This is a genomic window from Fructobacillus sp. ESL1117 (assembly GCF_058508565.1).
In genome coordinates this window covers 1,303,109-1,330,084 of record NZ_CP196385.1, presented here as the reverse complement: position 1 = coordinate 1,330,084, position 26,976 = coordinate 1,303,109, and the positions used below count along the sequence as shown (strand labels likewise).

The following is a 26,976-nucleotide window of genomic DNA, read 5'->3' as shown; positions in this document are numbered from 1 at the left end:
AGCTTTTTTAAGTTAATGAGAAAAGTCCCCCATGCTTCGCATAAAGAAAACTTGGGAAAACCTATATATTGTCAAAGGCTTATTCACAGGTTGATGCCTTTGACTTTGAAAACTTCCTTATTCAAAATAAAAATCACCAAGTTCGTAAGTTTCAACTCGTTTAACAAAGAGTTGATGTTTTTCGACTAAATCAACGACGTCATCTAAATCTAACAAGGTAATTGGTGTTGACTTTGAAGGGTCCTTCGCTTCTTTGACCGCTGCCGGCGTAAAGTAATCAGTCGTAATCAAAATACCATAATCTGTTCCGTTTTGAATCGATCCACGAAAATCGCGAATATATTTATCACCCACCTGATTATTATAACGTTTCGATTGAATTGCCACTCGAGTAGTCCGCAATTCATCACTAACGAAATAAGCATAGCCATCTAAGCCGTGGTCCTGTGAAAGCTTCATGCCAATCTCATCATCAATTTGAGCACCCATTTCCTGAATTAGGCGTCGGCTAAACTTTTCGAATTTACTTGGATCCATCTTACGTAATCGGACCTTCAGTTCTTCTTTCCAGCTTTCGGTACTATCACTAATATCATCAGAATCATCCTCTTCAGGTTCAGGATCGGCTATCCGATTTTTAGGATCTTCAATGAGCTTTTGTGTTTCTTTTTTCGTTTTATTCTTCTTTGATAATTCCTTCATCAATTCGTCTGTTGCTGAACGAATTTTTTCACCAGTAGTTTGGCTTAAATCGAATTCCATCCCCTTTTCGGTTAAAACCAGAAATCTCGCTTTAGAATTTTCAATGCAGCCAAATAATTGCAAACGCTTCACTGCAAAATTAAAAGTGAAATCAAATGGACGATATGCAGTACCGGTTTTTTTAGAAACCTTTTCTTCCTGAATCATTGCATCAGAAATTCGTTCGTCTGTTTGCGGCAACATGTTTTTTGCCGTCTTCTTTTCCATCTTGCCACCTGCATTTTGCAGAATTTGAAGCAATGCCATCATGACAATTCCTTCTTTTGCTGCATTTTTAAAGTGTTTTTTTGCTTTTACGTCGTCTTTCATCCATTTTTACCTTTACATTGTTGTCAAATACAAAGTATTTTTTTCACATATAACCATGATAACATTTCTTGAATAGATAAGGTAAATTAGAATTATTTGCAACACTTGGGAACAGCGTAAGTTGGGGGAGGTGCTGCAATACGAACAGCCATCTAAATATATTGTTAAATCGACAGAATACGACAATAGCTTTTTAATCCCCGTTTTAACTGCTGGCCAGTCTTTCATATTGGGTTACACCAACGAAAATAATGGGATTAAAGAAGCAAGTAAAAAGAGGCCTATTATAATTTTTGATGACTTTACAACAAGTTCTCATTTTGTTGATTTTCCCTTTAAAATAAAGAGTTCTGCTATGAAACTGCTTAGCCTAAAAAATGAAAGTAGTGATTTTTATTTTATTTATCACATTTTAAAAAATGTTCAATACACGCCTAAGGATCATTCTCGGCAGTGGATTTCAGAATTTTCTAAATTTCATATTTTGATACCGAATAATGTTGAACAACAAAAAATAGGTTTATTATTCAAACACTTTGACAACCTTATCACCCTTCATCAGCGTAAAGATGATTTTTATCATGGTGAAAAATTATCACTCCATAAATTTTTTCACAAGTGAAAAATGAATTTTTTTCTTTTTAAAACCAATACTTGGGAACAGCGTAAGTTGGGGGAGGTTGCTGATATTGTTGGAGGTGGAACACCCAGTACTACGGAAGAAGATTATTGGAACGGTGATATTGATTGGTATACTCCCGCTGAAATTGGTGATAGTATTTATGTTTCTCACAGTGAGAAAACCATCACCAAATTGGGATTATCAAAAAGTTCAGCAAAGTTATTACCCGTTGGAACAATTTTATTCACCTCAAGGGCTGGGATTGGAAATACAGCGATACTAGGCAAAAGCAGTACAACGAATCAGGGTTTCCAGTCAATCGTTCCTGATGAAAATAGACTCGATACTTATTTTATTTTTTCACTTTCAAAGATGCTAAAAAAATACGGTGAAAAAATGGGAGCAGGTTCTACATTCCTAGAAGTATCAGGGAAAACGATGTCTAAAATGACAATATATTTACCTGATGTAGTTGAACAACATCAAATAGGTACATTCTTCAAACACTTTGACAACCTCATCACCCTTCATCAGCGTAGGTCACTTTCCCTTGTGAATTTAGCTTAATCCTGACAATGATCGCATAACCAAGTCAACGTCCTTATTTTCTAATTCTTGAATGATATGCAAATAGGTTTTCTGTGTAGTTGTCATACTTGCATGGCCCAATCGTCTCGCTACACTCGCAATTGATACCCCGGCAAATAGCAAAAGTGATGCATGCGTATGTCGCAAACCGTGGATTGATATCACTGGCACCTCGGACTTTTCACAAATACGGGCTAAAATATTATTAATTGTTGAATTATAAATTTTTTCGCCTGGGGCAACAAATATTGGCTTTTCATCTGGAAGTTCTTTTACCAATTCCGAAAATTGAATCACTGTCTGCCAGTCTAATTGAATTTTTCGCACAGAAGAATGATTTTTTGTCGGTGAAAATCCTCCATGACCTTTATAATTCCACGTTTTGTTAACAGAGAGCATCTGATGTGGAAAATCAAAATCCTTTGGCGTTAATGCTAGGGCTTCTGAAAAACGCATTCCAGTTTTAGCAACCAGTAGGATAAACCAATCCCAATTAATTTCTTGATCTAATTGCAAATTACTTAACATCGTCCGCAATTCAAACTGATTTAAATATTTAGGTTTCTTATCTCTGGGATGCTTTCCTTTGATGATAGCTTTTCTTGTCGGATCCCGTTCAACAAGACCCTCATCCACCGCATCAAGAATCGCTCCCTTTAATTGGTGATGAAAATCCATTGTTGTCTGTCGCTCATGTTCTTCTGCATAATTATTTAACAATTGTTGATAAGAAATTCTTGTTAAATCTTTAAGTTTCAAATCAGGCATTAATTTGACCAACCACTGGTGCGACATAATATATTTATCCATAGTCACCTCACGTATTGCTCCTTCCTTATAAACCGTGATCCATTGTTTATAGTACACATGAAATTTTTCGTCTTTAGCTATTTTTTCTAGCATCATCTAATCCTCCATAAATTACGTAATAATTTGTATTCACATTTTAAAAATACCTATGTGAACTAAGATTATTGTGCCAAATAAAATCCAAAAGACAAAAAAACAGGCCAATAGCCTGTTTCACTAATTTATTTATACAAACATTTTTTGCAACAACCCTTTTTTCTGTTCTTGCAAAGCATCAAGTTTACGCTGATGAAGGGTGATGAGGTTGTCTAGTTTGTCTATCAAACCGGATAGTTTTTGCTGTTCACTTATTTTTGTAGGAATTTCAATTTTTATATCACTCATAACATTATTCATGAGTTTAGGATTTCCTACATGCGAAACATATTTCCAAGCAGATTTATTTAGTATTTCTGCTAAAGCTTTATTTATATATCCATCATTGGATAATAAAACACCGTTAACATTAGTGCTGTAAAACCTACCCTTACGGTACTTCACAGTTCCTGCATTGGCACCATCGGTTGTCCATGTTATTCCCCCATCAAATAAATAGTCATGATAATAACCAAGTAAACCATTATTTTTAGTTTGAGATGAATAAACAGGATATGGGTTCACTAATGTTTTAATACTACTAACTTCTGAAACTGCTAATACTTGACCGCGTGTTACAATAAATAACTCTCTTACTTTACGCTGTTCCCAATCGTCAGTAAATCCATTAAAACGAATTTCTGGAATTTTTTCGTCTTTTTTCGGAAACATTTTTTGTAGTAAACTTTTTTTCTGTTCTTTCAGTAAATTTAACTTACGCTGATGAAGGGTGATAAGGTTGTCAAAGTGTTTGAATAATAAACCTATTTTTTGTTGTTCAACATTATTCGGTATCAAAATATGAAATTTAGAAAATTCTGAAATCCACTGCCGAGAATGATCCTTAGGCGTGTATTGAACATTTTTTAAAATGTGATAAATAAAATAAAAATCACTACTTTCATTTTTTAGGCTAAGCAGTTTCATAGCAGAACTCTTTATTTTAAAGGGAAAATCAACAAAATGAGAACTTGTTGTAAAGTCATCAAAAATTATAATAGGCCTCTTTTTACTTGCTTCTTTAATCCCATTATTTTCGTTGGTGTAACCCAATATGAAAGACTGGCCAGCAGTTAAAACGGGGATTAAAAAGCTATTGTCGTATTCTGTCGATTTAACAATATATTTAGATGGCTGTTCGTATTGCAGCACCTCCCCCAACTTACGCTGTTCCCAATCGTCATGAAACCCCTGAAAACGGATTACCGGCGCATTTTTATTCATGGCTGCCTCCCGCTAATAAGCTCTTTAATGAGTCAATCACCGCCTTGCTATCATCGTTTACGGCCAGTTGGTTAACCAGTTCTAGCAATTCCGCTTCTTCTTTCTTGATGTCAGCCTCAACTGACACGATGTCTTGATTGACTTTAACCAAATCAATTGGCTCTTCTTCTTCAAAAGTATCAACATAGCGTGGAATATTGAGATTAAAGTCGTTTTCGCGAATTTCGTCCATCGTTGCGACATGGGCATACTTTTCGACATCTTCGCGCTTCAAATACGTATCAACAATCTTTTCAATATCTTCTTGTCGCAGCTTGTTGCTGTTCTTTTGTTTTTCAAATCCCTTAGAAGCATCAATAAAGAGTACGTCGTCAGTGGCTCGGTTCTTTTCCAAAACCATGATGATCGTTGGGATACTTGTATTAGTAAAGATATTGGCAGGTAGCCCAATCACTGCACTAATATTACGGTTTTCCAGCAAAGCCTTTCGAATTCGTCCTTCAGCTGCTCCTCGGAACAAAATGCCGTGAGGTAAGACAATGGCCATTCGACCGTTATTATTCAAGTGGTACAAACCGTGCAGTAAGAAGGCGTAATCTGCCTTGCCCTTTGGAGCGACACCAAATTTAAAACGAGGATCATCTTCACGATTCTCGGCATCCCACTTTTGAGAATATGGTGGGTTTGCCATCACGGCATCAAACATTCGCGGTGAATCAACCCCATCAATGGTTCCGTCTGGCCAATCACCAGCTAGTGTGTCGCTGTTACGTAGATTAATATCGTTGTACTCAACACCATGCATCATCAAGTTCATCCGTGCCAAATTATAAGTTGTTGTAATTAATTCTTGCCCATAGTACTTGATGGCCCCCTGGACACCCGCATTCTTCATGTATGAAGCAGTAGTGATCAGCAAAGACCCTGAACCCATTGTTGGGTCATAGAGAGTATACGTTTCCTGATTTTCACGACCAGCAGTCAAAATTCGAGCCATGATATCCGAAACTTGGTGAGGGGTATAAAATTCTCCTGCTTTAGCACCAGAGTTAGCAGCAAACATGCCGATCAAGTATTCATAAAGGTCACCTAAGACGTCAGCATCAGTATCTAACTCAATTTCGTCCATCAAGTTAATCCAATCCATCATGGTCGCGGCACGAGTCTGAGCATTGGCCCCTAACCGTGAAGAGCCAAGATCAATATCTGAAAAAATACCAGCATAATCTGATTTTGCTTCCGGACTAACACCATTATCAAAGCGAGTTAAAGCATCTTTGACCATCATAATATTGAACTTATCAGTGTTAATGGCTTCCTTCCAATCGGAAAACATGTCCCCGGGCTCAATCACATATCCCAAAGTTCCCTGCATGAAGCTCTTTGCCTTTTCAGGGTCTTGTGCCCAAATATTGGCCCATTTTTCACCTTGTAGCACACCATCAAGCCAAAGTTGGGCCTTCTCTGACAAAAACTTATAAAACATAATCCCAAAGATGTAGTTCTTATATTCTGACGGCTCAATTTTTCCCCGTGTCTCATTCAATGTTTTCCAAATCAACGCTTGTCTATCTGCTGTTAATGCCATTATCTACTCCCAGTTAAAATTTTATAGTTTTGCAAAAAAGTTTAGGACATCATCTTCAAAATCAGCGATTGCAAAGAACCCTAATTTTTCTTCTTTTTCAATCTGCTTCAATTTTGTCTTTAATTTTGGATTATCGTTTAACCCGACTCCCGGCAAAAAGGCTTCATACGCTTCAATAATCGCATTGCCACTCAGGTGGTAGTCATCCGCCCAGCGGCGAATTGTCAATTCCTGTTGGTCAGACCTGACGGCTTTTCGTGTCTTATCCAACGTTTCAGTATTAAATGCTACACGGTACTTCCCGGAAACGATGCCATCTAAAATGTCGAGGATTTCATTGCGCTCGACATCAGTCATTGTCGCAATATGCTTTTCAATCTCCGCACGCTTTGTATCAACCGTTTCCTTCATGTATTCATTGATTAACTCAACCAATCGATCATAATCAATAATTTCACGACCATACAAATCAATTGCAATCTGGATATTCGTTAAATCAATCTGTTTTTTAGCTGGTAATTTATCGTTGACTACGTTCAAACGGGCCTGTAAAGCACTAAAATGACTATCATCTTTCAAATTCAGTGCAATCTTTTGACCATTCAACTCTCCTTGTGCATCAACATCAGCGATTTCATCACCGATTTTGTAGCCCTGCTGCACCAGTCGTTGGACTGAATGGTTGACTTCGGCGGCTAGTTGAACAAAGTGCTCACGCTCTTTTTCAGATGGCGGCGTTACACTAAAATCTTCGCCGGCCATGGTCTTTAATTCTTCAATTTGTGGAATCAAATTTTGGATTTGCTTAGCCTTTTTTGGAGCTAGGATATCATCAGTAATTAAGACCTTTTCCATTTCACTTTGATCTTGATTCAGCTGATCATGATCAGGCTGAGTATCGTTACCGCCTTGCGTATAAATCACGAGTGCGTTCTGCACCCGTTCCTCCATCATCTCCCCTTTACGGAAGAAACGAATCTTTCCATGCGGCTTCGCATTGCGGTCAATCGTTCGGTTGGTTCGTGACATGGCCTGAATCAGCAAACCTTCTTTCAGAATTTTATCCATATAAATCGTATTGACATATTTCGAGTCAAATCCTGTTAGCAATTGATCGGAAACGATAATCAAATCGAGTCTTTGGGGTGTTGCTGTCTCCTGGTCTTCCGTCAACTTTCTGTTATAAGGCTTTTTGTGGGCGATCCTCTTGGTAACATCCGTTAAGTAGGCGCGCTCAGGGTCATGATTACTAAAAAAATCATGCGTTCCATAAAACGTGGAATAGTCCTGCATGGCTGTCTTGAGCGACTCTTGTAAGTCGGAAGAGCCTTGTCCATTATCTTCATCACGAGAATAGGTCATTGCTACTCGCAAATTTGGCGCTAATTTTTTAAATAAGTTATAGTAAGCCACTACCGCCTGCTTACCGGAAACTGCTAACATTCCGTGAAATTGGTTTGGCTGCCGAACACCCATTTCAATCGGACCAGAGTGATTTTCGTTCCAAAGGTCACGAATATCTTCTACCACAGCCTCGCGGAATGGCAAAGAAGTGTAAACGGCTTTTTCCAATTCTTGCTCTGTGAAATCACTATCCGCTTCCTTTTCAATCGCAGGCGTGTAGTAAGAGACATCAAAACCAAGGACATTTTGATCGCTAATGGCATCTTTGATTGTGTAACGGTGTAAACGTTGACCAAAAACGTCATATGTTGAAACAGATCGTGTCGTCTTGACATCATTGACGTCATCACTATAAAAATTAGGTGTTCCCGTGAAAGCAAACCAAGTTGTTTTTGAAAAGGCCTTTTTAATATGGGCAACTGCATCACCACTAGCAGACCGATGCGCTTCATCCATCAAAATCACCATTCGTTCATCCGACTCCAGGCCGCCCTTGACAGCCTTATCCAATCCCTGGACGGTTGTTAAGAAAATATTTGACGGACCATTCTTTTGCTTTAGGGCTTTTCGTAGAGCCCCACCGTTGACAACTTGAATCCGTTTTTCAAACGTTTCATAAGCAAATGATTTAAAGTTTTCCGCCGTTTGATTCACCAAGTCAACCCGGTCCACGATAAACAAAACGTGACGGACACGTGGCAAGGCAGCCAGTAGCTGAGCAACCTTAAACGATGTGACCGTCTTACCACTTCCCGTCGTATGCCAGACGTAACCCCCCTCTTTTTCTACAAGATGATTATTCTCCATGACCCGCATCCGATCCATAATAGCCCGAGTGGCTTGAATTTGATAGGAGCGCATCACCATCAAATTATCATTATCAGCATCTGGAATCATATTCACAGTGACCAAGCGGTGCAGTGCCGGTATTCCCATTACCTGATGAATGAAAACCATCGCATCAGAGATATCTTTCCCGTCATCATCTCGCCAACCAAACAAAAATTCTCGGTTGTACTCCATGGAATTTTTCGGCCGCGCAAAATAGTGGGCTGAATGCTGGGACAGAATAAACATGACCTGCACGAATGAAAAAAGACCCTCATACATGCCATCTGAATCATATTTTTGGAATTGCTCGAAGGCACTCAGCTGATTAGCCCGTGACTCATCCTTTTCTTCTATATGTCCAACTGGCAAACCATTAATCAACAGCATAATGTCGATTCGTCGGTTATGGCCAAGCGTCCTTGGCAATTTGTCAAAAGTAACCTGGTTAACAATTTCATAGCGAGAATGACCACCAGCTACTTCATCACCATAAAAAATTTCAATTTCGAGTTGGCTACCATCGTCACGCGTTAGTGGCAGCGTACCAACCCCACCTGCACCTGCTAATAGCAACTGTGCGTCGTAAGGCGTTTTATTGTGCGTCAGTTCCAACTTTAAATTATCAAATTCATTATCAGAAAGGGGTTTATCTTTTAATTTGATTCGATTATTATCGTTGAGTATTTCACGCCAGTTTTGCTCTAATACTTCTGCTTTTTTATTAGAAAGATCTTCTCGGTAAGTCCAACCTTCCTTTTTCAGTTTTTCAATTACCGCTTGTTCAAATTTTTCTTCAGACATCGTTCTTCCATCTCCAATAAACCTAATCCAAAAACTGTATCCAGCACTGCAAATTAATCTATTTTTTCACATATGCTCTATATTTTACCTGATATAAGCATGATTTGCAGCGAACAATTCTGTTTAAGCATATGCTTAAATGAAAAAAATCAGTCAGCACGTTTCAGTTTAACTATGGTCAGCAAACCCACAGAACAGACTACACCAACAATTTTAATGATTGGTGATCCCATCATGAACGGCAGTGATTAGATTTGAACCAGTATTTCCTCTTTTTGTCTATTAAGCCGGCTTTTACTAGCAAAGCCACTACGAAAAACCAAAAAAGCAGGACCCACTTTATGGGCCCTGCTTATTCTTTTATTCATACACGAATAGGTTAATTAATATTGGTAATCGTCTGGTTTGCTACCAAATTTTTTCATATAACTAGCCGATTTATTCAAATCCTCTTTCGTAAATGTATATTGCTTCTTATTGTTAAAATACAAAAATAGTGGCGAACGGAAGCCAATCCAGTAATTCAATCCAATCCAGCAAAAGGCCATGAGCAAATCAAGCCAGTTAAACATTCCTGATGGAATCGTTTCTACTAAAAAGACAGTTGCAACCACTGACAAGATAATCGCGGTCAACAAACCGGGGTTGTAATAGCTCTTGAGTCCCACATTAAAGATAATTAGATGTCCGAATAGCTCAACAAAAGCAAAAATAACAGCGGCGAGAACTAACCAATGCCATTGGGGCAAGAATAGCGTTGGCAAATACACTGTAATCGCAAACCATTCGTTACCAAACAACGAGCTACTTTGGTTCAACTGCCATCGCGAAACAACGCGATTGACATTTCTCATTTCAACTTTAATTCCACCCCAAGCAAAGCCACCTGGGAGGCCAAATTCTTCAAAGAAATGTAAATGAATAAAAATTAAGCCCAATAACAGCATTCGTTGGTTGAAATCCCAGACAAACAATCCAAGTGCTAGGGCGTAGAACCCAGCTATAAATGGCATAAAATCATACCACTTCATAATCCATTTTTTCATTATTTTGACCTTGTTAACTGACAAAAATCCATAATTTCGTTATATCTTTTAATTTGCCAATGATTTATTGGGTACTTAGTATGCTTGTTCTTTAATAGCTGAACCGGAGCCACAATACCCAATAAGATACATACAATTAACACCAAGAAAGCTAGAAAAATGGTTCCCCAGTTTAATTTCCCTAAACTCGATAATTTATTAATATAAATTACACCGAGGGGCAAAAAAAGACCAACCGTCGTCACCATACCCGGGTTATACCATGCACGCAATTTAAGAGGCATTTGAATACAATGACCTAAAATTTGGAAAAGACTAAAGAAAATCACCCCCAGTCCTAACCAATAATAGTTAGGCAATAAAATCGCGACTAAGTAGATAACCCAAGCAATTGTATTAACTAACATGATGGAAAGGCCATTACCAGGATAATGATCAGCTAGAGTAGTTTCATCGTATACAACTTTATTGATGATGATTGGAGCACCACCGGGAAACTGGTATTCTTCAAACTGATGGGCGAATAGAGCAATCAAATTCCAAATCAGTAATATCTGAACTGCACTCAACGTTATCAAGTGGAATGCCAAAAAAGTCATTAAAATCAGACCAAGCACCGCTCCCAATCGATACCAATTATTTATTAAAAATTTCATTGTTAATCTCCTACAAATGACTCAGTTGTGTAATTTACATACTAATATTATAATTCTGATAACTAATAATAAATAGTGCCCGATTAGGACTTATACACAAATGAAGCAAATTGAGACATTTACCACCCAACATCGTCGTCAAAAGCAGATTGAAGAAACAAAAAATAACATCAAAATAGCCATGTTAGCGCTCATGCAAAATCAGGATATCAAAAAAATCAAGATTGCGGATCTGATGCAAAAAGCTGGTTATACTCGTCGAACTTTTTATCGTCATTTTTATTCCTCAGAGGATGTTTTAAAAAGCATTATAACGGACATCGTGTTTGAACTTTTTGCTTACTTAGATAATAAAGATACGGAACAAAATTTCGCTCAAACCGTTACCTTATTTTTTAACTTCTGGACGCAATACACAGCTATATTAAAAAAACTAAAACAGCAAAACTTGTCCTATTTACTGCAAAGTATTGCCTTTGAAAATATACAACAGAGTCAGCTAGCAGTTGTTTTAAAGCAACAGCAGAATCAAGTATATATTGAGTATTTCGCCTTGTCAGGTATGTTTTCACTCCTAACTATTTGGGTAGATGATAATTGCCAAAAATCAGTTGAGGAAATGGGCCAAATTGCCCAGGAAATTAAAGATGCAATCAAATAAAAAAGAACACCAGCAGGTGTTCTTTTCAACATTACGATTTACTTAACATTGTCTGTTTCAGAGAGCTTCTTTTGGTCAGAATCGATGCTATCAATCAACCACTTTGAGGCATCATCGTCATACTTCACATGGGCTTTCAACAAGAAGACCTGTGACAATGTACCAGAGCTATGCTTGTCGGGATCCGTGTCAGCCGAGTAGTTAAAGTCTTCCTTAATTTTAAAGGTGACATCAGCAGTCTGCTTTCCCGTCGCGTTCACATCTTGAATATCAATCGAACCGAAGTTAATTGATTCAGCTGTCCGCTTTGCAGTCGTCTTGTTGTTCTGAATCATTTCCATGAAGTCTGAGTAAGCTTTGTTGTTGCTACCATTCACGAAAACGTCAGATGCCGTCAAGTCACTAGTATCGAAACTGCTGTCTGACGACCCAGCTTGGGAGAGCAGCGACGTTAGATTTGCTAGCAAGGCATCGGCCCCAGTCTTGGTCAACTTTGACTTCGAACTAGACGAAGACGACGACTTATAAGCGTGCAAATCGATTTCAGCTGCTGCCTTATTCAAAACGGTAGCAGTCATCGTTCCCTTGAAGCTGTCACCATCACTCTCACCCTGGGCAACCATGTCATAGTTACCTGGTGCCTGATGTTTCACAGTAGCGACTTCATCTTCGTCAGAATCATCCACAATGACCTGATCGTTAGCCGTTACCTTCAAATCTGAGTGGTTTGTGTAGACTTGCAAATCAATCGGGGTCACCACCATTTGATACTTCGGGAAAATGAAAAACTGGTTGCCCGTTTTCTTTAAGTTAACGTTAAAGGAGTCGGTTTTCAAAAGTGATTCAACCCTCGTCTTTGTCATCCCAGTCTTCATATATTTAACTAGGGGAACCACTTCGCTCTTGCTAAGGTGCTTGTCAGTATCAGACCAAGTCAAATTCTGGCTGTACTGATCAGCATTATGGCTGTTCAAAACCTTGACCGCACGCTTCATTGATGAATCATATGAGTAATAGTGTTGTCCATAAAAGTAACCGGCCAGCAAAGCCAACACGATGATAATAATTGGCAACCGAAAACCATGTTTTTTGCTGACCGCTCGACTCTGACGATGGGGGGCAGTCGGCGCCTCTCCATTCGTAGCCGTGACTGATTTGGCAGTAGACGTCGGCGCTGCATATTGACGTTTCTTGACTTCATCAATTGATGGCTTCCGTCCGTACTTGTTTTCAAAATCTGCCACCCAGGCTTGCAAGCGTTCCCTTTCGGAACGTTCCTGCTGGTCAGTCGTCAAGGCAAAGCCGTTTGCCTTAGCGGCTTTAAATTCATCCAAGGAAGGTTCACGACCGTTTTCTTTTTTAAAGGCAGCCAGCCATTCTTGTTGTGTCATGAATAGGTCCCTCCTAGATTAATAATTAAAGTTGGCAATTGTACTGATCAATGACTTGAACATTGGTGTGATAATTACGATGTAACCGATATAAACGACGATTGCTGTCATGATTGCTTGAGAAATTTGCCACCAGATTAAGTCCAATTTCTGATCGTTTTCACGGTATTTTTGAACAAAATAAACAGCCGCAAGGTTGACAACAGCAAAGGATAACATTGGCAGCATAATTAAGATACCAACGTTAATCATAATTTCTTGAAGAACACTGCTAATATTATCAACACTTACCTTTGGCACCTGGGCAATAAACGAGTAGATAAAGCCAATAATAGCAAAGATGGCAGCGGCTGGTTGGAAAACCAAAAACTGGTTTACCAAATCCTTGAATTTTTCCTGTTCCTTAGTCACCAATGCCAATCCTGGCAACGCAGCAAGGAACAAGATAACAAAGACAAAGAAAAAGTTAAAGAAAACCGATGGTAAAATCCGGCCAGCAAAGCTCGCAATACTGCGACCATAAGAGTTGTCGTTTCCCACGACGTTTGCCAACGAAACAAAGATGCGGCGAACGAAGTTCCAGAAAATGCCAGCAGAACAAACCGTTGTCAAGGCAAAAGTCAACCAAAGGTAAAGCTGATTTGGATTTTCTTCATTGACATACTTCATTGGACGCAAGGCCCGGTTTTTAAACCAAGAAAAGTAGTTCCCGGCGTGCTGCTTGACTGTATTAAAGGCTTTCCCCGCTTGTTCCTTGGTTTCTTCTACTCCCTTGCTGATTTGCTGACTATCGATCTTGATTTCAGGGCGATCACTTTGAGCTTGGCCATCTGTAAATTCACCCTTTTGCAAAGCAGCGGTAATTTCATCTGCATTTGGCTTGCGATTATTAATGAGTTCGAAATATTCTTCCCATTCATTACGACTTGTCATACTTTCTCTCCTTTATCACATTTAAATTAAATGAATATAATTTGATTGTAACACAAATCGGGTGCATTAAATCTGACACCACTGCACTTATACGACAAATCATTGCTTGCGTGTCTTTTTATTGCTTGATCCCAAGTATAGTGAATCTCAAAAAATAATCATTTGAACAAATGAACAAAAAATTTACCGGTAACTCGTGAACAATGGCCAAAAGAAATCAGCGTGTAATCTTTGACCGCAACCACCACCCTGTTGAAAATTTATTCTAACCAATTGATAAACTGTGGATTGCCTGCTCTCTTTCTTTATCTTTTCCGCCGCTTTGTTTCGTTACGCGAACGTAAAAAAACGCCCCTCCTCACCAACTTTTAGTCGACGAAGAGGAGCGCTTGCTCAATCATTGGTTATTTTGCTATCTTTTTGATGCACAGTCGGTACAGCTCTGGACGTAGTGTGCCTAAACTGCCCCTAACCTATGCCTTGACCAACTCCTTGATAAAAATCATCAACTTATAGGTTTCATCTGCTGAAAGGTAGGCCGTCTTGTAGCATTCAACTGCTTCAGCTGGGCTAGTTGGCTGTTCGCCCTCAATGTACCACCTTTCAATTTGTGGTTTTAATTCCTTAACCAATTCGGCATAGCCAAACTCCTGCTTACTTTCAATGGCAATCAAAGCATGCAAGATCGCGTGCTCGATTAAATTACAGTAAACCAAGCGGGTCTTTTGTTGACTGGCATACGGATACTGTTGAACCTTAATCATCGCCGGATCGGCCAAGTTGAGATACCGACTTTCATCAATATGGTGGCAATAAAGCCCCTCTGCCGTCCGGTCAATCGCTGCATTTTTGGGCAAAGAATACGTTTTGCCAACCAAAAAAGCCTGGTAGTTATCTTCAGCAAAGTAACTGTCCTTGGCCGGGCCATACTTTTGTAGAAGTTCCGCCACGGCATCAGAATAGGATAGTTTCAGCAATTGCATATATTGGTCGAGTTGTTCTGTCATGGCATGTCTCCTTTTGAACTCTTGAGTAACTTTCTTCCCCCCATCTTACCGCAACAACTACAAAATTTCTGGTCAATCACTCCTTTCAGTAAAATTTTTCATTGAAAAATCAGCCTCATCTTAAATATTTTTGCTAGTGCTCAAAAATTCGCCAACTGCGCACCCAGACTGCTTTTCTAGATGAACTTTACCCAAGAAAGAACTCACTATTTTCTCACTTTTCTCTAATTAATCCTTGACAGGTGAAAAAATATTCTTTATGCTGTTGTCAACAAGTTGGCGAAAAGCCAATGTTAATCAAAAAACGATGATCGGAAATTTTAGTTGACTTTGTTTTCACAGAAAAGCTGGATGTTAATTCGTGAGAACCGGCCAAACAAAACAACTAAATCGTGCCCGTGAGTTATCTTTCGAAATGAGTAGAAAGAATCGGTCAATGGCCCGTTACCGCCAAAGTCTTTTTTGACTTGCTGAGCTAGGAGTGTGCAAACCTTCTAGGAACTTGAGGTGGTACCGCGCAAAAACGCCCTCTGACAGACTAATCATCTGTCAGAGGGCGTTTTTTTGATTTATAGACTAGAGGAGAACAGATTATGACCACAACAACATTTTTTCAAAACCAATTTTACGGTAAGAGCATTTTGAAAGAAACTGATTTATCAGTCAACGAACTAAACTACTTAGTTGATTACGGTTTGCACTTAAAGGGGCTTGCCAAGCAAAATATCCACACCAAGCTACTGGCTGACAAGAACATCGCCCTGATTTTTGAAAAAAACTCAACACGAACCCTATCAGCTTTTACTACGGCTGCCAACGAACTAGGTGCCCACCCCGTTTTTTTGGGCAAGGATGAAATCCACTTATTCCACAAAGAATCGATTGAAGATACAGCGAAGGTCTTGGGTTCAATGTACGACGCGATTGAATTCCGCGGTTTTCGTCAATCAAGCGTTGAAGCCTTGGCTAAGTACTCTGGCGTTCCCGTCTGGAACGGGCTGACGGATGACTGGCACCCAACGCAAACAATTCCTGATCTGATGACCATCAAGGAAAACTTCGGTCACTTAGCTGGCTTAAAGGTCGCCTACCTCGGTGATGGTCGCAACAACGTTGCCCACTCATTACTAGTCGGTTGCGCCATGGCCGGTATCAACGTTGCCATCGTTAGTCCGGAATCATTGCAACCGGCTGCCGAAGTCGTAGAAATTGCCCAAGGTTATGCCAAGGAAACTGGTACCGAAATCACCATCACTGCTGATTTGGCCACCGGTTTACAGGATGCCAACGTTGTCACAACCGACGTTTGGGTTTCCATGGGTGAAGATAACTGGAAGGAACGAATCGACTTGCTCCTGCCCTACCAGGTCAACATGAACGCTTTGGCCATGACCGGTCACCTCGAGGACGGTCAGTTGATTACCCTTCACTGCTTACCAGCCTTCCACGACCTGCGCACTGAAGTTGGTAAGGAAGTTTATGTCAAGTACGGTCTCAAGGAAATGGAAATCACCGACGAGGTCTTCCAAAGCCAATACGGACGCCAATTCGATGAGGCCGAAAACCGTAAACACGGTATTAAGGCGATGATGGCCGCCACGCTTGGGACCCACTTTATTCCAAAGATTTAATGGTACCAGCCAAGCCAGAAATTGATCTTCACGGCCAGAACCAAAACCTAGTAATACAGAAAGGACACTTGCTATGAATGCCGCAATTACAGGCGTTACCGGTTATGCCGGCATGCAACTTTACGCCCTCTTACAAGAACACCCCGAAGTTGAAACCATCAACGTCTACCAACACGATTTGGACGATGCTATTCCACTTGTCGACCTCAACTCTCGTTTGAACCTGCCACATCCCCAACTAGCTTACCCATATGATAGCCAAGAAATCATGGCCAACAACGACCTGATTTTTCTTGCAACACCGGCCGGGGTCGCCATCAACTTAGCCGCCCCCTTCTTGAAGGCCAATTTCCCAGTCATTGATCTTTCAGGTGACTTCCGCCTCAAGGACCCAGCCGAATATGAAAAGTGGTATCATCTCAGCCCAGCTAAGGAAACTGATTTGCAAAACGCCTACTACGGCCTGGCCGACATTTACGAAAATCCGGGGGCCGCATACATCGCCAACCCCGGCTGCTATGCAACGGCAACCCTTTTAGGATTAGCACCTGCCGTCATGGGCGATTTGATTGAACCCGACTCGATTGTCGTCGATGCTAAATCAGGATTGTCCGGTGCTGGCAAGTCCCTGAGCTCATCATCACACTTTAGCCGATCAAACGAAAACTTACAGATTTATAAGGCTAACCAGCACAAGCATATTCCAGAAATCTTAGCTGAACTTAGGAAGTGGAACCCAAAGGTACAACACCTACAATTCATGACGACCCTGGTCCCAATTGACCGCGGTATTATGGCCACGATTTATACCAAGGTAAAGCCCGGCATCGACGAAATGGCTATCCTCAACTACTACCATGACCTCTACGACGAAGATCCATTCGTTCAAATCTGTGATGATTACCTCCCAGATATCAAGTCCGTCATCGGGACCAATAACTGCAAAATTGGTCTGACCTTTAATCCCGTGACGGGTTACCTGACCATCGACGCCGTCATTGACAATATGCTCAAGGGGGCCGCCGGTCAAGCTATTCAAAACATGAACCAGTTGCTGAACTATCCGGTGACTACTGGACTGGAATTAACAGCCTTGGCCTTTTAAAGACCGAGAATACCGTCAGACTTGTTAAGATTTCTGGCGGGATTGCTTCTGTGCTCCACTAGCTTCACAGCATGGTCCAATCAATGGCCACAAAGCCCTTGATTAACCGACTAACCTTGCCGGCACTTAGACCAACAACAGCAAAGACAAAAGTCCCTCTTTATATAGTAGAAAAGGAGAACTGCTCATGCAAGCAATTGACTTTACCTGGCCCAAAGGTTTCCAAACGGGCACAGCCCATGCGGGCTTTAAAGAAGACGACCAACTTGATATGGCCTGGATCGTTTCAGATGTTCCAGCCGTTGCCGCTGGTGTTTATACCAAAAACCAATTTCAAGCTGCTCCGGTGCAGTTCACTAAAAATTTGATTAACCAGAACCACAAGCTCCAAGCCGTCGTGATTAATTCTGGTAATGCCAATTCCTTCACCGGCCAAGAAGGACTGGACCACGCAGACGAAACCCACCAACTGGCAGCCAATCAGTTAGCTATCAATCCCGACCTCGTGGCCGTCGCTTCCACCGGTGTCATTGGCAAACAACTAGAAATGGAAAAAATCAAAGGGGGCCTAAATCAATTAAGTTTGACCCAAAAATCAGACATTGCCCATGCCATTTTGACAACTGATTCTTGCGAAAAGAAAATAACGGTTGCCGTCATGGTTGCCGGCCAGCCCGTTACCATTACAGGGATTGCCAAGGGCTCTGGGATGATCCATCCAAACATGGGCACCACCCTGGGCTTCGTTACCACGGATGCCAACATCGCCAGTGAGACCCTCCAGGACCTTCTTTCTGACTTAATTCAATCTTCTTTCAACCAAATCACGGTTGATGGCTGCATGTCCACCAATGACATGGTCCTCGTCCTTGCTAATGGTCAAGCAGAAAACGAACTGCTTGACCAAAGCTCAGCGCAAACCGACGCTTTGGCTGATTTCAAAGAAGGACTAAAGGTAGTGCTGGTTGCTTTGGCCAAGATGGTCGCCAAAGATGGCGAGGGGTCAAACAAGTTTGTGCAAGCAACCGTCGTCAACGCCGCTTCAGTGGTTGAGGCCAACCAGGTTGCCCGGGCAATTGTCGGTTCCAACCTCATCAAGGCCATGCTCTTTGGCGAAGAAAACAATTGGGGCCGAATTGTCCAAGCGATTGGCCAAACCCAAGCACAAATCAACCCCACCCATCTCGATATTTACTTAGCTGATATGCCTCTCGTCAAGGACAGCCAAAAAGTCTTGGCTGACAGAGACCAAGTAGCAGCCATCCTCGCCGAAGATGACATCAATTTGACCATTGACTTGCATGTTGGCGAGGCAACTGGTCAGGCCTGGGGTTGTGACTTGACTTATAAATATGTTGAAATCAACGCCGCCTACGAAGGTTAAGAGCATGATTGTCATTAAAATCGGTGGCAATGCCATCAGCCAACTAAAAGACGATTTCTTCCACCAAGTTAAGGAATGGACCAAGGAGGGCCAGCAAGTGGTCATCCTGCACGGTGGTGGGCAATTGATTTCTTCGACCTGTGTTTTCTTTGACTTGCCAACCGAAAAAATTAACGGGATTCGGGTCACACCACCAAGTGTTCTGACCCTAACCAGCCATCTGTTAACCAACGTCATCCAGCCTCATTTTCAAAATCAGTTGGTCCAAGAAGGTCTTCCAACCCTCGCCGTTAACCAGGAAGCTGGCCCCCTCTTTACTGCCGACTACCTTGATCAAGAAGTCTATGGCGAGGTCGGCCAGGTCACCGGCATTGATGAAGCGGTGCTAGCAAGGGTTAGCCAAAATGCAAGTTACCACCATCCGATCTTATTGGTCAATTCACTCGCTAGTGGTCCAAATGGCCTTCTTAACGTAAATGCCGATTCAGCGGCTCAAGCGTTGGCGACGGTGACATCAGCCGACCAGTTAATCCTCTTGACTGATGTCCCCGGTGTCTTAGTCAATGAAGAGGTTGTCACAGCCCTCAACCCGCTGTCAGCCAACCAATTAATTGACCAGAATTTGATTACCGCTGGCATGGTGCCCAAACTTCAAGCCGCATTTTCTGCCCTGCACCACGGTGTCCACAAGATTACCATCACCAATCGCCTTGGCCAAGGAACAAAGTTAGAACTATGATTCAGACAAAAAATCGACAACCTGATCACGCTTTTTGGGAGACTGCAAGCTTAAGCTTTTTTAAGTGCGCCTTCTTGACCACTTAGCAGTAAAAAAACAGCAAACAAGTTTCTGATTTTTCTAATCCTAAAACAGACAGTAGAACCAATAGGAGGCTTTACCATGACGACCACCATGCACACTTACGACCAATTCCCCTTTGACATCGTGGCTGGACACGATTCGTATCTAATCGATGACCAGGGAAAGGAATACCTCGACCTGACTGCCGGTATCGGTGTCTGTAACTTTGGTTACAGCAATCAACAAATTAAACAGGCCGTGGCCGACCAAGTGGAAAAGGTCTGGCATATTTCCAACTTATACCAAAACCAGCTCGCAGAAGAAGTTGCAAAAGACCTCTGTCCAGATGGTTACCAGGCCTTCTTCTGTAACTCAGGGACCGAGGCCAACGAGGCTGCGATTAAGTTAGCCCACAAGGCGACTGGCAAGCACGAACTCCTGGCCTTTAACTATGGTTTCCATGGCCGGACCACCGGTTCCTTGTCTGTTACTGGTTATCCCCACATCCAGGAAGGTTTTGCACCGCTGATGCCAGCAGTTAAGATGGTGCCTTTTAATGATTCAACTGCCCTCGCTGCGATTACCGAAGACACTGCTGCCGTGATTCTAGAAGTCATCCAGGGTGAAGGTGGGGTTAATGTTGGGCAGGCCGACTGGCTCCACCAAGTCCAAGACAAATGCCATGCAACCGGTACTCTTTTCATCATTGACGAAGTGCAAAGTGGCATGGGTCGGACTGGTTACCGTTTTGCCTTTGAACACGACGGTTTGGAACCAGACATGATAACCGTTGCCAAGGGACTGGCCAACGGTTTGCCGGTTGGAGCCCTTCTCGCTAAAAAAAGTATCGCCGAGTACTTCCAACCAGGTGACCACGGCACGACATTTGGTGGCAATAAAGTCGTAATGTCCGCCGCTAAAGCAGTGCTTAAGCAGCTGAATCCAGACTTCCTTGCGACTGTTCAAGCAAAGGGCAACTGGCTTTTTGACCAGCTGGAACAAAAACTTAGTCCGTTAGAAGGCGTAGCCGGCATCAGCGGTGCCGGTTTAATGGTTGGTATTCACTTAGCTGATTCTCTGCCTGTTAACCAAGTCATCCAGGCCCTCCACCAAAAAAGTCTCTTAACCCTTTCTGCCCGTGGCAACACACTACGTCTTCTGCCACCATTGATTGTTGATCAAATTGCTTTAGCCCAAGCCATCGATCAAATCGGTCAAACAATTCAACAACTGAGCACTGCTGACCAAGCCGTTGCCGTTCAATGACCTTAATGGTCATTTTTTATTTTTGAAAATTTTTGAATAGACTTAACGATGAAAATTTTCATCCGTCACGATTTGATTAGCTGATTAGGTTTCAATTTTTCCTAAAAAGCGTCAAGTTATTTTTGAAACAAGATAAAAAACACCCCTTTTTTATCTCTTTGACTAATTTTTTTAGAATCATTTTTTCTTTCATAAAAATCGCTAAAACGCCAAATTTCCGCCTTTTTTCTGAACACTGCCCCTTGGCTAACCCCAGAGTAAATGTCATCTTTCCTAACAAAAAATATTTTCCCATAATTTTTTCATCCTATGATAGACGAAATTACAGTGAAACACATACTTATATTAGTGATTTATGATAATTGTTCGTTTGAATCGATGATTCAAAGTAGAAGGAGGATGCTTATGGCACAACCTATTCAAGAGACTGAGATCAACCAAGACGGCACTAAGCGCTCTCTGAGCAACCGCCACGTGCAAATGATTGCCATCGGCGGTACCATTGGCACCGGACTTTTTTTGGGAGCAGGCTCAACGATTTCAAAATCAGGCCCGACAATTTTACTTCTTTACGCCGTATTGGGCACGCTCTTTTTCTTTATGATGCGCGCAATCGGTGAAATGCTTTATTCACAACCCGACCAACACACCTTCGTTGGCTTCATTTCTAAGTATTTGGGTAAGGGGCCCGGGGTCTTTGCCGGTTTGACTTACTGGTTGGCTCTGATTTTTGCTGGAATGTCCGAATTGACTGCCATCGCAACTTATGTCAAGTTTTGGTTCCCGACCTGGAATACGACTGCAATTGAAATCTCTTTTCTCGCCGTCTTGGTTGTGCTGAACATTTTGGCAGCCAGAGCCTTCGGTGAAACGGAATTCTGGTTTGCAATGATCAAAATCATTGCCATCATTTCCTTGATTGTGACCGGGATTTTCATGGTCATGACCGGCTTTAAGAGTCCCGGTGGAGCGACAGCCAGTTTTGGAAACATTTTCCATAACTTTAGCCTCTTCCCTAACGGCTTTAAAGCCTTCCTTGGCTCCATTCCAATGGTCTTCTTCGCGATGGCCGGGATGGAATTCGTTGGCATCACTATTGGTGAAACAAAGAACCCTCGCAAGGTGTTGAAGAAGGCAATTAACGAAACTGTTTACCGTGTCTTGTTGTTTTATATCGGCGCTTTGATCATCATCATGTCCATCATGCCCTGGACAAGTATTACCGCCGGTAATAGTCCATTCGTGCAAGTCTTCAAGTTGGCTGGTTTGCCAGCAGCCGCAGCCGTGATTAACTTCGTGGTTTTGACTTCTGCTTCCTCAGCCTTGAATAGTGTCCTTTTCTCTAGTGGTCGGCACCTCTACCAGCTTTCTCGTGAATTAGACTGGAAGCCCTTAGCTAAGATTGCTAAGGCCGGTATCCCAACGCCGGCCATTCTCTTCTCTAGTGCACTCTTACTCTTTGCACCGGTGATTGCTTCCATCCCATCTATCAACGATGCTTTCCAGTTCGTTGCTGGTGGTGCCAGTGACCTCTACTTAGTGGTTTACTTGTTGACGATGGTCGCTCACCGACGTTTCCGCGTTTCACCGGAATTCATGCCGGATGGTTTCAAGATGCCTTGGTACCGTTACACAAGCCCAATCACCATTGGGGCATTCGTTCTCGTCTTCTTGTCACTCTTTGCTAATCCAAACGATGTTATCCCGGCGACCGGGGCCATCATTTGGGTCATCGTCTTCGGTGGTTACTGTTACTTACGCTTCCGCAACCAAGAAGTAGCAACCATTTAATTTGCTGTGTTTCGTCCATTCAAGTGCCCGTGTGAACACGGGCACTTTTTAATGCGTTTCAATCAGCTTCCTTCTATTTATATGAGTGCATTCTATCAACCTCCTCTTTGGTACGTTCTTGGTAATTCCCGAATAAATCGAATCAAGCCGTCCAAATCAGTCCGGCCTTTCCTAACCCGGTCCCCGTAGCGCAATCACCGTCAACCGCTCTCCCTCTCTTTCTCCAGTCTAAGTTCAAGTCCCTCTTGACTTTATCTGTTAATCAAAACTGATTCTAGATTTCATATCATGCTTTGGCACATTTAATAAAAACTGTTTAAGTTTATCCAAAACTCAGGTTTGAACACCAGGCTTTGTGGTAAACTGATTTTGACGATGAATTCTAACCTATTAAGGCTAAAGCACCGCCAGATGTCGCCTGACCCTTCTTTTGTGAGAAACGGGCGGCTCTTGTTTGTTATTACAAACCGTAACCGAATGTCTGTGGGCATTCGGTTGCGTTTTGCATTCCAGAAATACTAGGAGATATTATGCTTGACATTTTTAAAGCCATTATTATTGGTATTGTCGAAGGATTAACAGAGTTCTTGCCAGTCAGTTCGACTGGGCACATTGATTTGGTTAGCCAATTCGTCCAAATCAGCCAGGGTAAAGATTTTGAAAACATGTTTGAATACGTGATTCAATTTGGTGCCATCATGGCTGTTGTAATTTTGTACTTCAGTAAGCTGAACCCATTTAGCGCAAAGAAGACTGTGCGGGAACGCCAGGATACCTGGGTGCTCTGGTTCAAGGTAATCATTGCTTGCCTCCCATCAATCGTGATTGGTTTGCCATTAAACGATTTCATGGATGAGCACTTGCACAAGCCAGCCGTTGTTGCGACCGCTTTGATTGTCTATGGTATCTTGTTCATTGTGATTGAAAACATCTACAAGAACAAGGCCCCTAAAATTAGCAGCCTGGCAACCATCGGTTACAGTACAGCGCTTTACATCGGTTTGTTCCAAGCCTTGTCAATCGTACCTGGTACCAGCCGTTCAGGGGCAACCATCTTGGGTGCCATTATCTTAGGTGCCAGCCGCTACGTGGCCACCGAATTTAGTTTCTTCCTCGCCATTCCAACCATGGTTGGCGTCACAATCCTCAAGGTTGGTTCATACCTCCTGAAGGGCAACACCTTCACGGGTGAACAGTGGGCCGTCTTGGCAACTGGAACCTTCGTTTCCTTCATTGTTGCAGTTATCGCTATCAAGTGGCTGTTGAAGTTCGTGCAAACCCACGATTTCAAGGCCTTCGGTTGGTACCGAATCGTTGTTGGTTTGATTGTCTTCGCCGTGATGTTTATGTAATTTCATCAAAAAAAGTCCCCGCTGAGGGGGCTTTTTTGATGCATAGAAAAAGACGAACCTGGCCGCAATTGCAGCTGAGTTCGTCTTTTCTTCTTGAGATATGGAAACTGATTTTTCAGCTTATCGACCAGCCTTTGACTGGTTAACGATTTGTTGGTAACGCTTAGAGGTTAGCCAGTAAATCACCAGGTAAATCAAGATCACAATCACCGTCATCGTGACCATGACTGGGATAAAAATTGTTGGGTCAAACAGTCCCAAGGTTTTGAAGACCGTCTTCAAAATTGGGAAGGCAAAGGCTGCGTTCAACATCAGCAACACAAGCGGCAAACCAAAGAGCAAGCGAATTTGGCGGTTAATCATTTGCTTGGTTTCCGCCAGGCTGAGACCAATTCGTTGCATCTTCTTGAAGTTTTGTCGGTCAACCAAGCCTTCAGCAACCTGCTTGTAGTAAACAATCAAAACCGTGGTAAAGGTCAACACAACAGCAGTCAAGACCCCGACAAAGACCAAACTACCAAAGACAGTTTCGATGCTTTGCACAGCATCGGCTCGGTCCGTAACCTGACCACCCGCCTGCTGGAAAATCTCGCTTAAGTCCTTGCTAAAAGCAATTTCGTTTTTCTTCGTGCCCTTCACATCGTAGGCATAGATGTGGGTCACCGCATCCGGCATGTCCGAGATTTCCACCTGGAAGCCACTATCGTTCGTGGCCGGTGCCTGAACATCCTTTAAGAAGGCGTTCAGCTGGCTTTGCTGGTTCACAACCAAGTAATCATAACTTGGGCCGGATGGTGCGGTTGAATCAGGTGCAGTAAATTGGTCGATGGTCTTCACCTTGTAGGTCTGGCCACCAATTTGCAATTTTGCTGGTACCTGCTGCTGATGTGTTGCGTAGATTCCGACCTCATCGCTGGCCAATGAAACAGACTGTCCCTGCCATTTCTTCAAGCTCTCGGTCGTCATGGCCCGGAATACAGGAGCAGACATGACATCCCCCGTTCCAGTAAAGCGGCTGATTCGACCCCCGCCACTAACCTTTACCAAGATAGCGTTAGTCGCTTCCAGTTCATGACTAGCGCTCAAAGTTAAGTTGTGCTTTTGGGCGCTTTGCTGGACCTGATTTAACTGGTCCTTTGTCAACGATTGTGGGCTCGTAATCGTTGTATCATATGGCAGGTACTGACCAAATTTGCTAGTTACCTGCTGCATTGAAATCGCTGCCGTCAAGGCCACGACGATGGTTGTAAACAGCAAAGCAACAGTGGCCAGGCCGGCCCCGTTATTCTTCACGCGGAATAAGAGTCCCGAAACGGGCACAAAATGCTTATCCTGATAGTAGTACTTTTGGTTCTTACGCAAGCGCTTTAGGAGCCAGCCAATCCCGACAATCATCACCAGATAAGTTCCGACAATCACCAAGCCGACCGCCCAGATAAAGGAGACAAGGGCATTCAAGCTTGGCTTAGTGGTCAAAGCCAACCAATAACCAGCAATTAGGATCACAAAGCCCATGATGCCCAAGAAGGCCTTCGCCTTTGGTTCTTTGGCCACCTTTTGGTCGGACTTGGTTAAATCAATCAAGCTTGTTCGACCAATTTTAAACCATTCAATCAGTGCCATCAGGAAAAACAACGCTGCGTAAATCAGCCCAACCGTGACCACCGTATTCCAGTCAAAAGAAACCCGATAATCCTGGTCCCCGGCCAACTGATTTAACACGGGAAAGGCAATAAACAGGGCACCGAATGAAGCCACCAGGCCAATGACCGTCGTGATCAACCAGAGGCCAAGCGATTGCCAGGCCACCACCATGGCGCCTTGAAAGCGCGACATCCCCAACATCGAAAGCGTCCCAATTTGTCGTTGCCGCCGACCGGAGACAAAGGAATTGGCATAAAAAATAAAGACTGCCCCGACCAAAAGTGAAAGGACTAAGCCCAAGACCATTACGGCCTTGATAATCTTGCCATATTCGGAAGTAGCAATACTGTGGTTGTTCCGAATGGCAAAGAACATGGCGTTAACCATCAACAAGAAGGCGTTAGCAAAAATAAAGAGGGCGTAATGGCGAAAATCTTTTTTGAGCGTCTGCAGTGCGAAGCGAAGACTCAACATCTTATTCACCTACTTTCGTCAACTCCGTTAGCTGGTTGGAGATGGCTGACAGGTATTCTTCCTGGGTCATCTCGCCCCGGTCTAAGGCAGTTTGAATCCGACCATCCTTGATAAAGAGGGTCTTCTTGGCATAGGATGCGGACAATGATGAATGGGTGACCATCACGATGGTCTGTCCCGCTGCATTCACATCCTGAAAAATCGACAACATTTCTTGAGCCGTTTTGGAATCCAAGGCTCCTGTCGGTTCATCGGCCAAAATCAATGCTGGCTGCGTAATCAAAGCACGAGCAGCGGTGACTCGTTGCCGCTGTCCACCAGAAATCTGACTGGGATACTTATCCAAAAGTTCTTGAATCCCCAAACGTGGGGCCAATTCGTTCAAGCGGCTATCCATTTCGGCCTTAGGGGCCTTAGTCAAAACCAATGGCAAATAGATGTTGTCGCGGTTGTTGAAAATGTCCAAAAGATCAAAGGACTGGAAGATAAAGCCGAGATTTTCGCGCCGGAAAACCGCCTTCTTTCCGTCTGATAAATCAGTGGTTTCCACCCCATTGAGCTTAATGGAACCCTCGGTTGGGTTATCAAGGGTGGCCATAATGTTTAACAGTGTCGTCTTACCAGCACCGGACTCGCCCATGATTGCAACATAGTCCCCTTGATTGATGGTCAGTGAAATATCTTGTAAGACCCGCTTGTTTTGGCTATCCGAATAGGACTTCTGTACGTGGGTTAGTTCTAGTAATGCCATTGTTCTTC

General features: G+C 42.6%; 22 protein-coding genes and 1 pseudogene. 10 read left to right on the top strand and 13 right to left on the bottom strand.

Annotation, left to right across the window (positions count from 1 at the left end):
* Positions 1 to 117: 117 nt before the first annotated feature.
* Positions 118 to 1,071 carry a restriction endonuclease gene (locus tag ACSYSH_RS06280; protein WP_491702169.1) on the bottom strand — a complete coding sequence of 318 codons (954 nt, stop codon included), beginning with the start codon at positions 1,069 to 1,071 and terminating at the stop codon, positions 118 to 120.
* 85 nt (positions 1,072 to 1,156) lie between these two features.
* Between ACSYSH_RS06280 and ACSYSH_RS06275 the strand changes: the two genes are divergently transcribed.
* Positions 1,157 to 1,693: a restriction endonuclease subunit S gene (locus ACSYSH_RS06275; protein ID WP_491706156.1), complete on the top strand. Its 537-nt coding sequence runs from the start codon at positions 1,157 to 1,159 to the stop codon at positions 1,691 to 1,693.
* Between the two features lie 3 nt (positions 1,694 to 1,696).
* Positions 1,697 to 2,233: pseudogene (locus ACSYSH_RS06270) on the top strand (restriction endonuclease subunit S); the annotation flags it as partial.
* An 18-nt stretch (positions 2,234 to 2,251) separates the two neighbouring features.
* Here the strand turns inward: ACSYSH_RS06270 and ACSYSH_RS06265 are convergent.
* The 6 genes from ACSYSH_RS06265 to ACSYSH_RS06240 all read right to left on the bottom strand — a co-directional run bounded on the left by ACSYSH_RS06265 (position 2,252) and on the right by ACSYSH_RS06240 (position 10,776).
* Positions 2,252 to 3,184, bottom strand: coding sequence for a site-specific integrase (locus ACSYSH_RS06265; RefSeq protein ID WP_491702644.1), 933 nt, complete (start codon positions 3,182 to 3,184; stop codon positions 2,252 to 2,254).
* 132 nt (positions 3,185 to 3,316) lie between these two features.
* Positions 3,317 to 4,450, bottom strand: coding sequence for a restriction endonuclease subunit S (locus ACSYSH_RS06260; RefSeq protein ID WP_491702170.1), 1,134 nt, complete (start codon positions 4,448 to 4,450; stop codon positions 3,317 to 3,319).
* A complete protein-coding gene (locus ACSYSH_RS06255; protein ID WP_491702171.1) occupies positions 4,443 to 6,038 on the bottom strand; it encodes a type I restriction-modification system subunit M in 1,596 nt (531 codons plus the stop codon). The genes ACSYSH_RS06260 and ACSYSH_RS06255 overlap by 8 nt, the downstream gene beginning before the upstream one ends.
* Positions 6,039 to 6,059: 21 nt before the next feature.
* Positions 6,060 to 9,074, bottom strand: a complete 3,015-nt coding sequence (locus ACSYSH_RS06250) for a type I restriction endonuclease subunit R (RefSeq protein WP_491702172.1) — start codon at positions 9,072 to 9,074, stop codon at positions 6,060 to 6,062.
* A gap of 383 nt (positions 9,075 to 9,457) precedes the next feature.
* Positions 9,458 to 10,120, bottom strand: coding sequence for an HXXEE domain-containing protein (locus tag ACSYSH_RS06245; RefSeq protein WP_491702173.1), 663 nt, complete (start codon positions 10,118 to 10,120; stop codon positions 9,458 to 9,460).
* Positions 10,120 to 10,776 carry an HXXEE domain-containing protein gene (locus tag ACSYSH_RS06240; protein WP_491702174.1) on the bottom strand — a complete coding sequence of 219 codons (657 nt, stop codon included), beginning with the start codon at positions 10,774 to 10,776 and terminating at the stop codon, positions 10,120 to 10,122. Before ACSYSH_RS06240 ends, ACSYSH_RS06245 begins: the two co-directional genes overlap by 1 nt.
* 100 nt (positions 10,777 to 10,876) lie before the next feature.
* Here ACSYSH_RS06240 and ACSYSH_RS06235 point away from each other — a divergent pair, with 100 nt between their 5' ends.
* Positions 10,877 to 11,437 (top strand): TetR/AcrR family transcriptional regulator, encoded by a 561-nt coding sequence (locus ACSYSH_RS06235; protein ID WP_252774329.1) that lies wholly within the window; start codon positions 10,877 to 10,879, stop codon positions 11,435 to 11,437.
* A gap of 38 nt (positions 11,438 to 11,475) precedes the next feature.
* On the opposite strand, the gene ACSYSH_RS06230 is transcribed toward ACSYSH_RS06235, so the two are convergent.
* The 3 genes from ACSYSH_RS06230 to ACSYSH_RS06220 all read right to left on the bottom strand — a co-directional run bounded on the left by ACSYSH_RS06230 (position 11,476) and on the right by ACSYSH_RS06220 (position 14,768).
* Complete coding sequence (locus ACSYSH_RS06230) at positions 11,476 to 12,828, bottom strand: zinc ribbon domain-containing protein (protein WP_491702175.1); 1,353 nt, start codon at positions 12,826 to 12,828, stop codon at positions 11,476 to 11,478.
* Between the two features lie 18 nt (positions 12,829 to 12,846).
* Positions 12,847 to 13,761 carry a hypothetical protein gene (locus tag ACSYSH_RS06225; protein ID WP_252774331.1) on the bottom strand — a complete coding sequence of 305 codons (915 nt, stop codon included), beginning with the start codon at positions 13,759 to 13,761 and terminating at the stop codon, positions 12,847 to 12,849.
* A gap of 473 nt (positions 13,762 to 14,234) precedes the next feature.
* Positions 14,235 to 14,768 (bottom strand): SAV1803-related protein, encoded by a 534-nt coding sequence (locus ACSYSH_RS06220; protein WP_491702176.1) that lies wholly within the window; start codon positions 14,766 to 14,768, stop codon positions 14,235 to 14,237.
* Between the two features lie 593 nt (positions 14,769 to 15,361).
* Here ACSYSH_RS06220 and argF point away from each other — a divergent pair.
* The 5 genes from argF to argD all read left to right on the top strand — a co-directional run bounded on the left by argF (position 15,362) and on the right by argD (position 20,956).
* Positions 15,362 to 16,399 (top strand): ornithine carbamoyltransferase, encoded by a 1,038-nt coding sequence (gene argF, locus ACSYSH_RS06215; RefSeq protein ID WP_252774333.1) that lies wholly within the window; start codon positions 15,362 to 15,364, stop codon positions 16,397 to 16,399.
* 73 nt (positions 16,400 to 16,472) lie between these two features.
* Positions 16,473 to 17,504, top strand: coding sequence for an N-acetyl-gamma-glutamyl-phosphate reductase (argC, locus tag ACSYSH_RS06210; protein ID WP_491702177.1), 1,032 nt, complete (start codon positions 16,473 to 16,475; stop codon positions 17,502 to 17,504).
* A gap of 187 nt (positions 17,505 to 17,691) precedes the next feature.
* Positions 17,692 to 18,888, top strand: coding sequence for a bifunctional glutamate N-acetyltransferase/amino-acid acetyltransferase ArgJ (argJ, locus tag ACSYSH_RS06205; protein WP_491702178.1), 1,197 nt, complete (start codon positions 17,692 to 17,694; stop codon positions 18,886 to 18,888).
* Positions 18,889 to 18,892: 4 nt separating this feature from the next.
* Positions 18,893 to 19,627 (top strand): acetylglutamate kinase, encoded by a 735-nt coding sequence (gene argB, locus ACSYSH_RS06200; RefSeq protein ID WP_491702179.1) that lies wholly within the window; start codon positions 18,893 to 18,895, stop codon positions 19,625 to 19,627.
* Between the two features lie 162 nt (positions 19,628 to 19,789).
* Positions 19,790 to 20,956: an acetylornithine transaminase gene (argD, locus tag ACSYSH_RS06195; protein ID WP_491702180.1), complete on the top strand. Its 1,167-nt coding sequence runs from the start codon at positions 19,790 to 19,792 to the stop codon at positions 20,954 to 20,956.
* Positions 20,957 to 21,047: 91 nt separating this feature from the next.
* On the opposite strand, the gene ACSYSH_RS06190 is transcribed toward argD, so the two are convergent.
* Positions 21,048 to 21,251 carry a hypothetical protein gene (locus tag ACSYSH_RS06190; protein WP_491702181.1) on the bottom strand — a complete coding sequence of 68 codons (204 nt, stop codon included), beginning with the start codon at positions 21,249 to 21,251 and terminating at the stop codon, positions 21,048 to 21,050.
* Positions 21,252 to 21,361: 110 nt separating this feature from the next.
* Here ACSYSH_RS06190 and ACSYSH_RS06185 point away from each other — a divergent pair, with 110 nt between their 5' ends.
* Together ACSYSH_RS06185 and ACSYSH_RS06180 are read left to right on the top strand one after the other, a co-directional pair.
* Positions 21,362 to 22,747 carry an amino acid permease gene (locus ACSYSH_RS06185; RefSeq protein WP_491702182.1) on the top strand — a complete coding sequence of 462 codons (1,386 nt, stop codon included), beginning with the start codon at positions 21,362 to 21,364 and terminating at the stop codon, positions 22,745 to 22,747.
* Positions 22,748 to 23,277: 530 nt separating this feature from the next.
* Positions 23,278 to 24,099, top strand: a complete 822-nt coding sequence (locus tag ACSYSH_RS06180) for an undecaprenyl-diphosphate phosphatase (RefSeq protein ID WP_252774339.1) — start codon at positions 23,278 to 23,280, stop codon at positions 24,097 to 24,099.
* A 120-nt stretch (positions 24,100 to 24,219) separates the two neighbouring features.
* On the opposite strand, the gene ACSYSH_RS06175 is transcribed toward ACSYSH_RS06180, so the two are convergent.
* Positions 24,220 to 26,217: an FtsX-like permease family protein gene (locus ACSYSH_RS06175; protein WP_491702183.1), complete on the bottom strand. Its 1,998-nt coding sequence runs from the start codon at positions 26,215 to 26,217 to the stop codon at positions 24,220 to 24,222.
* Between the two features lies 1 nt (position 26,218).
* Positions 26,219 to 26,968, bottom strand: coding sequence for an ABC transporter ATP-binding protein (locus tag ACSYSH_RS06170; protein WP_491702184.1), 750 nt, complete (start codon positions 26,966 to 26,968; stop codon positions 26,219 to 26,221).
* Positions 26,969 to 26,976 lie beyond the last annotated feature (8 nt).

What these genes read in the sequence shown, in the direction of transcription:
- ACSYSH_RS06190 (WP_491702181.1), bottom strand. Translation starts at nt 21,251, where the DNA reads ATGGGAAAATATTTTTTGTTAGGAAAGATGACATTTACTCTGGGGTTA.
- ACSYSH_RS06230 (WP_491702175.1), bottom strand. Translation starts at nt 12,828, where the DNA reads ATGACACAACAAGAATGGCTGGCTGCCTTTAAAAAAGAAAACGGTCGT.
- ACSYSH_RS06235 (WP_252774329.1), top strand. Translation starts at nt 10,877, where the DNA reads ATGAAGCAAATTGAGACATTTACCACCCAACATCGTCGTCAAAAGCAG.
- argC (WP_491702177.1), top strand. Translation starts at nt 16,473, where the DNA reads ATGAATGCCGCAATTACAGGCGTTACCGGTTATGCCGGCATGCAACTT.
- ACSYSH_RS06280 (WP_491702169.1), bottom strand. Translation starts at nt 1,071, where the DNA reads ATGAAAGACGACGTAAAAGCAAAAAAACACTTTAAAAATGCAGCAAAA.
- ACSYSH_RS06250 (WP_491702172.1), bottom strand. Translation starts at nt 9,074, where the DNA reads ATGTCTGAAGAAAAATTTGAACAAGCGGTAATTGAAAAACTGAAAAAG.
- argF (WP_252774333.1), top strand. Translation starts at nt 15,362, where the DNA reads ATGACCACAACAACATTTTTTCAAAACCAATTTTACGGTAAGAGCATT.
- ACSYSH_RS06175 (WP_491702183.1), bottom strand. Translation starts at nt 26,217, where the DNA reads ATGTTGAGTCTTCGCTTCGCACTGCAGACGCTCAAAAAAGATTTTCGC.
- argB (WP_491702179.1), top strand. Translation starts at nt 18,893, where the DNA reads ATGATTGTCATTAAAATCGGTGGCAATGCCATCAGCCAACTAAAAGAC.
- argJ (WP_491702178.1), top strand. Translation starts at nt 17,692, where the DNA reads ATGCAAGCAATTGACTTTACCTGGCCCAAAGGTTTCCAAACGGGCACA.
- ACSYSH_RS06225 (WP_252774331.1), bottom strand. Translation starts at nt 13,761, where the DNA reads ATGACAAGTCGTAATGAATGGGAAGAATATTTCGAACTCATTAATAAT.
- ACSYSH_RS06170 (WP_491702184.1), bottom strand. Translation starts at nt 26,968, where the DNA reads ATGGCATTACTAGAACTAACCCACGTACAGAAGTCCTATTCGGATAGC.
- ACSYSH_RS06240 (WP_491702174.1), bottom strand. Translation starts at nt 10,776, where the DNA reads ATGAAATTTTTAATAAATAATTGGTATCGATTGGGAGCGGTGCTTGGT.
- ACSYSH_RS06180 (WP_252774339.1), top strand. Translation starts at nt 23,278, where the DNA reads ATGCTTGACATTTTTAAAGCCATTATTATTGGTATTGTCGAAGGATTA.
- ACSYSH_RS06260 (WP_491702170.1), bottom strand. Translation starts at nt 4,450, where the DNA reads ATGAATAAAAATGCGCCGGTAATCCGTTTTCAGGGGTTTCATGACGAT.
- ACSYSH_RS06245 (WP_491702173.1), bottom strand. Translation starts at nt 10,120, where the DNA reads ATGAAAAAATGGATTATGAAGTGGTATGATTTTATGCCATTTATAGCT.
- argD (WP_491702180.1), top strand. Translation starts at nt 19,790, where the DNA reads ATGACGACCACCATGCACACTTACGACCAATTCCCCTTTGACATCGTG.
- ACSYSH_RS06255 (WP_491702171.1), bottom strand. Translation starts at nt 6,038, where the DNA reads ATGGCATTAACAGCAGATAGACAAGCGTTGATTTGGAAAACATTGAAT.
- ACSYSH_RS06265 (WP_491702644.1), bottom strand. Translation starts at nt 3,184, where the DNA reads ATGCTAGAAAAAATAGCTAAAGACGAAAAATTTCATGTGTACTATAAA.
- ACSYSH_RS06220 (WP_491702176.1), bottom strand. Translation starts at nt 14,768, where the DNA reads ATGACAGAACAACTCGACCAATATATGCAATTGCTGAAACTATCCTAT.
- ACSYSH_RS06185 (WP_491702182.1), top strand. Translation starts at nt 21,362, where the DNA reads ATGGCACAACCTATTCAAGAGACTGAGATCAACCAAGACGGCACTAAG.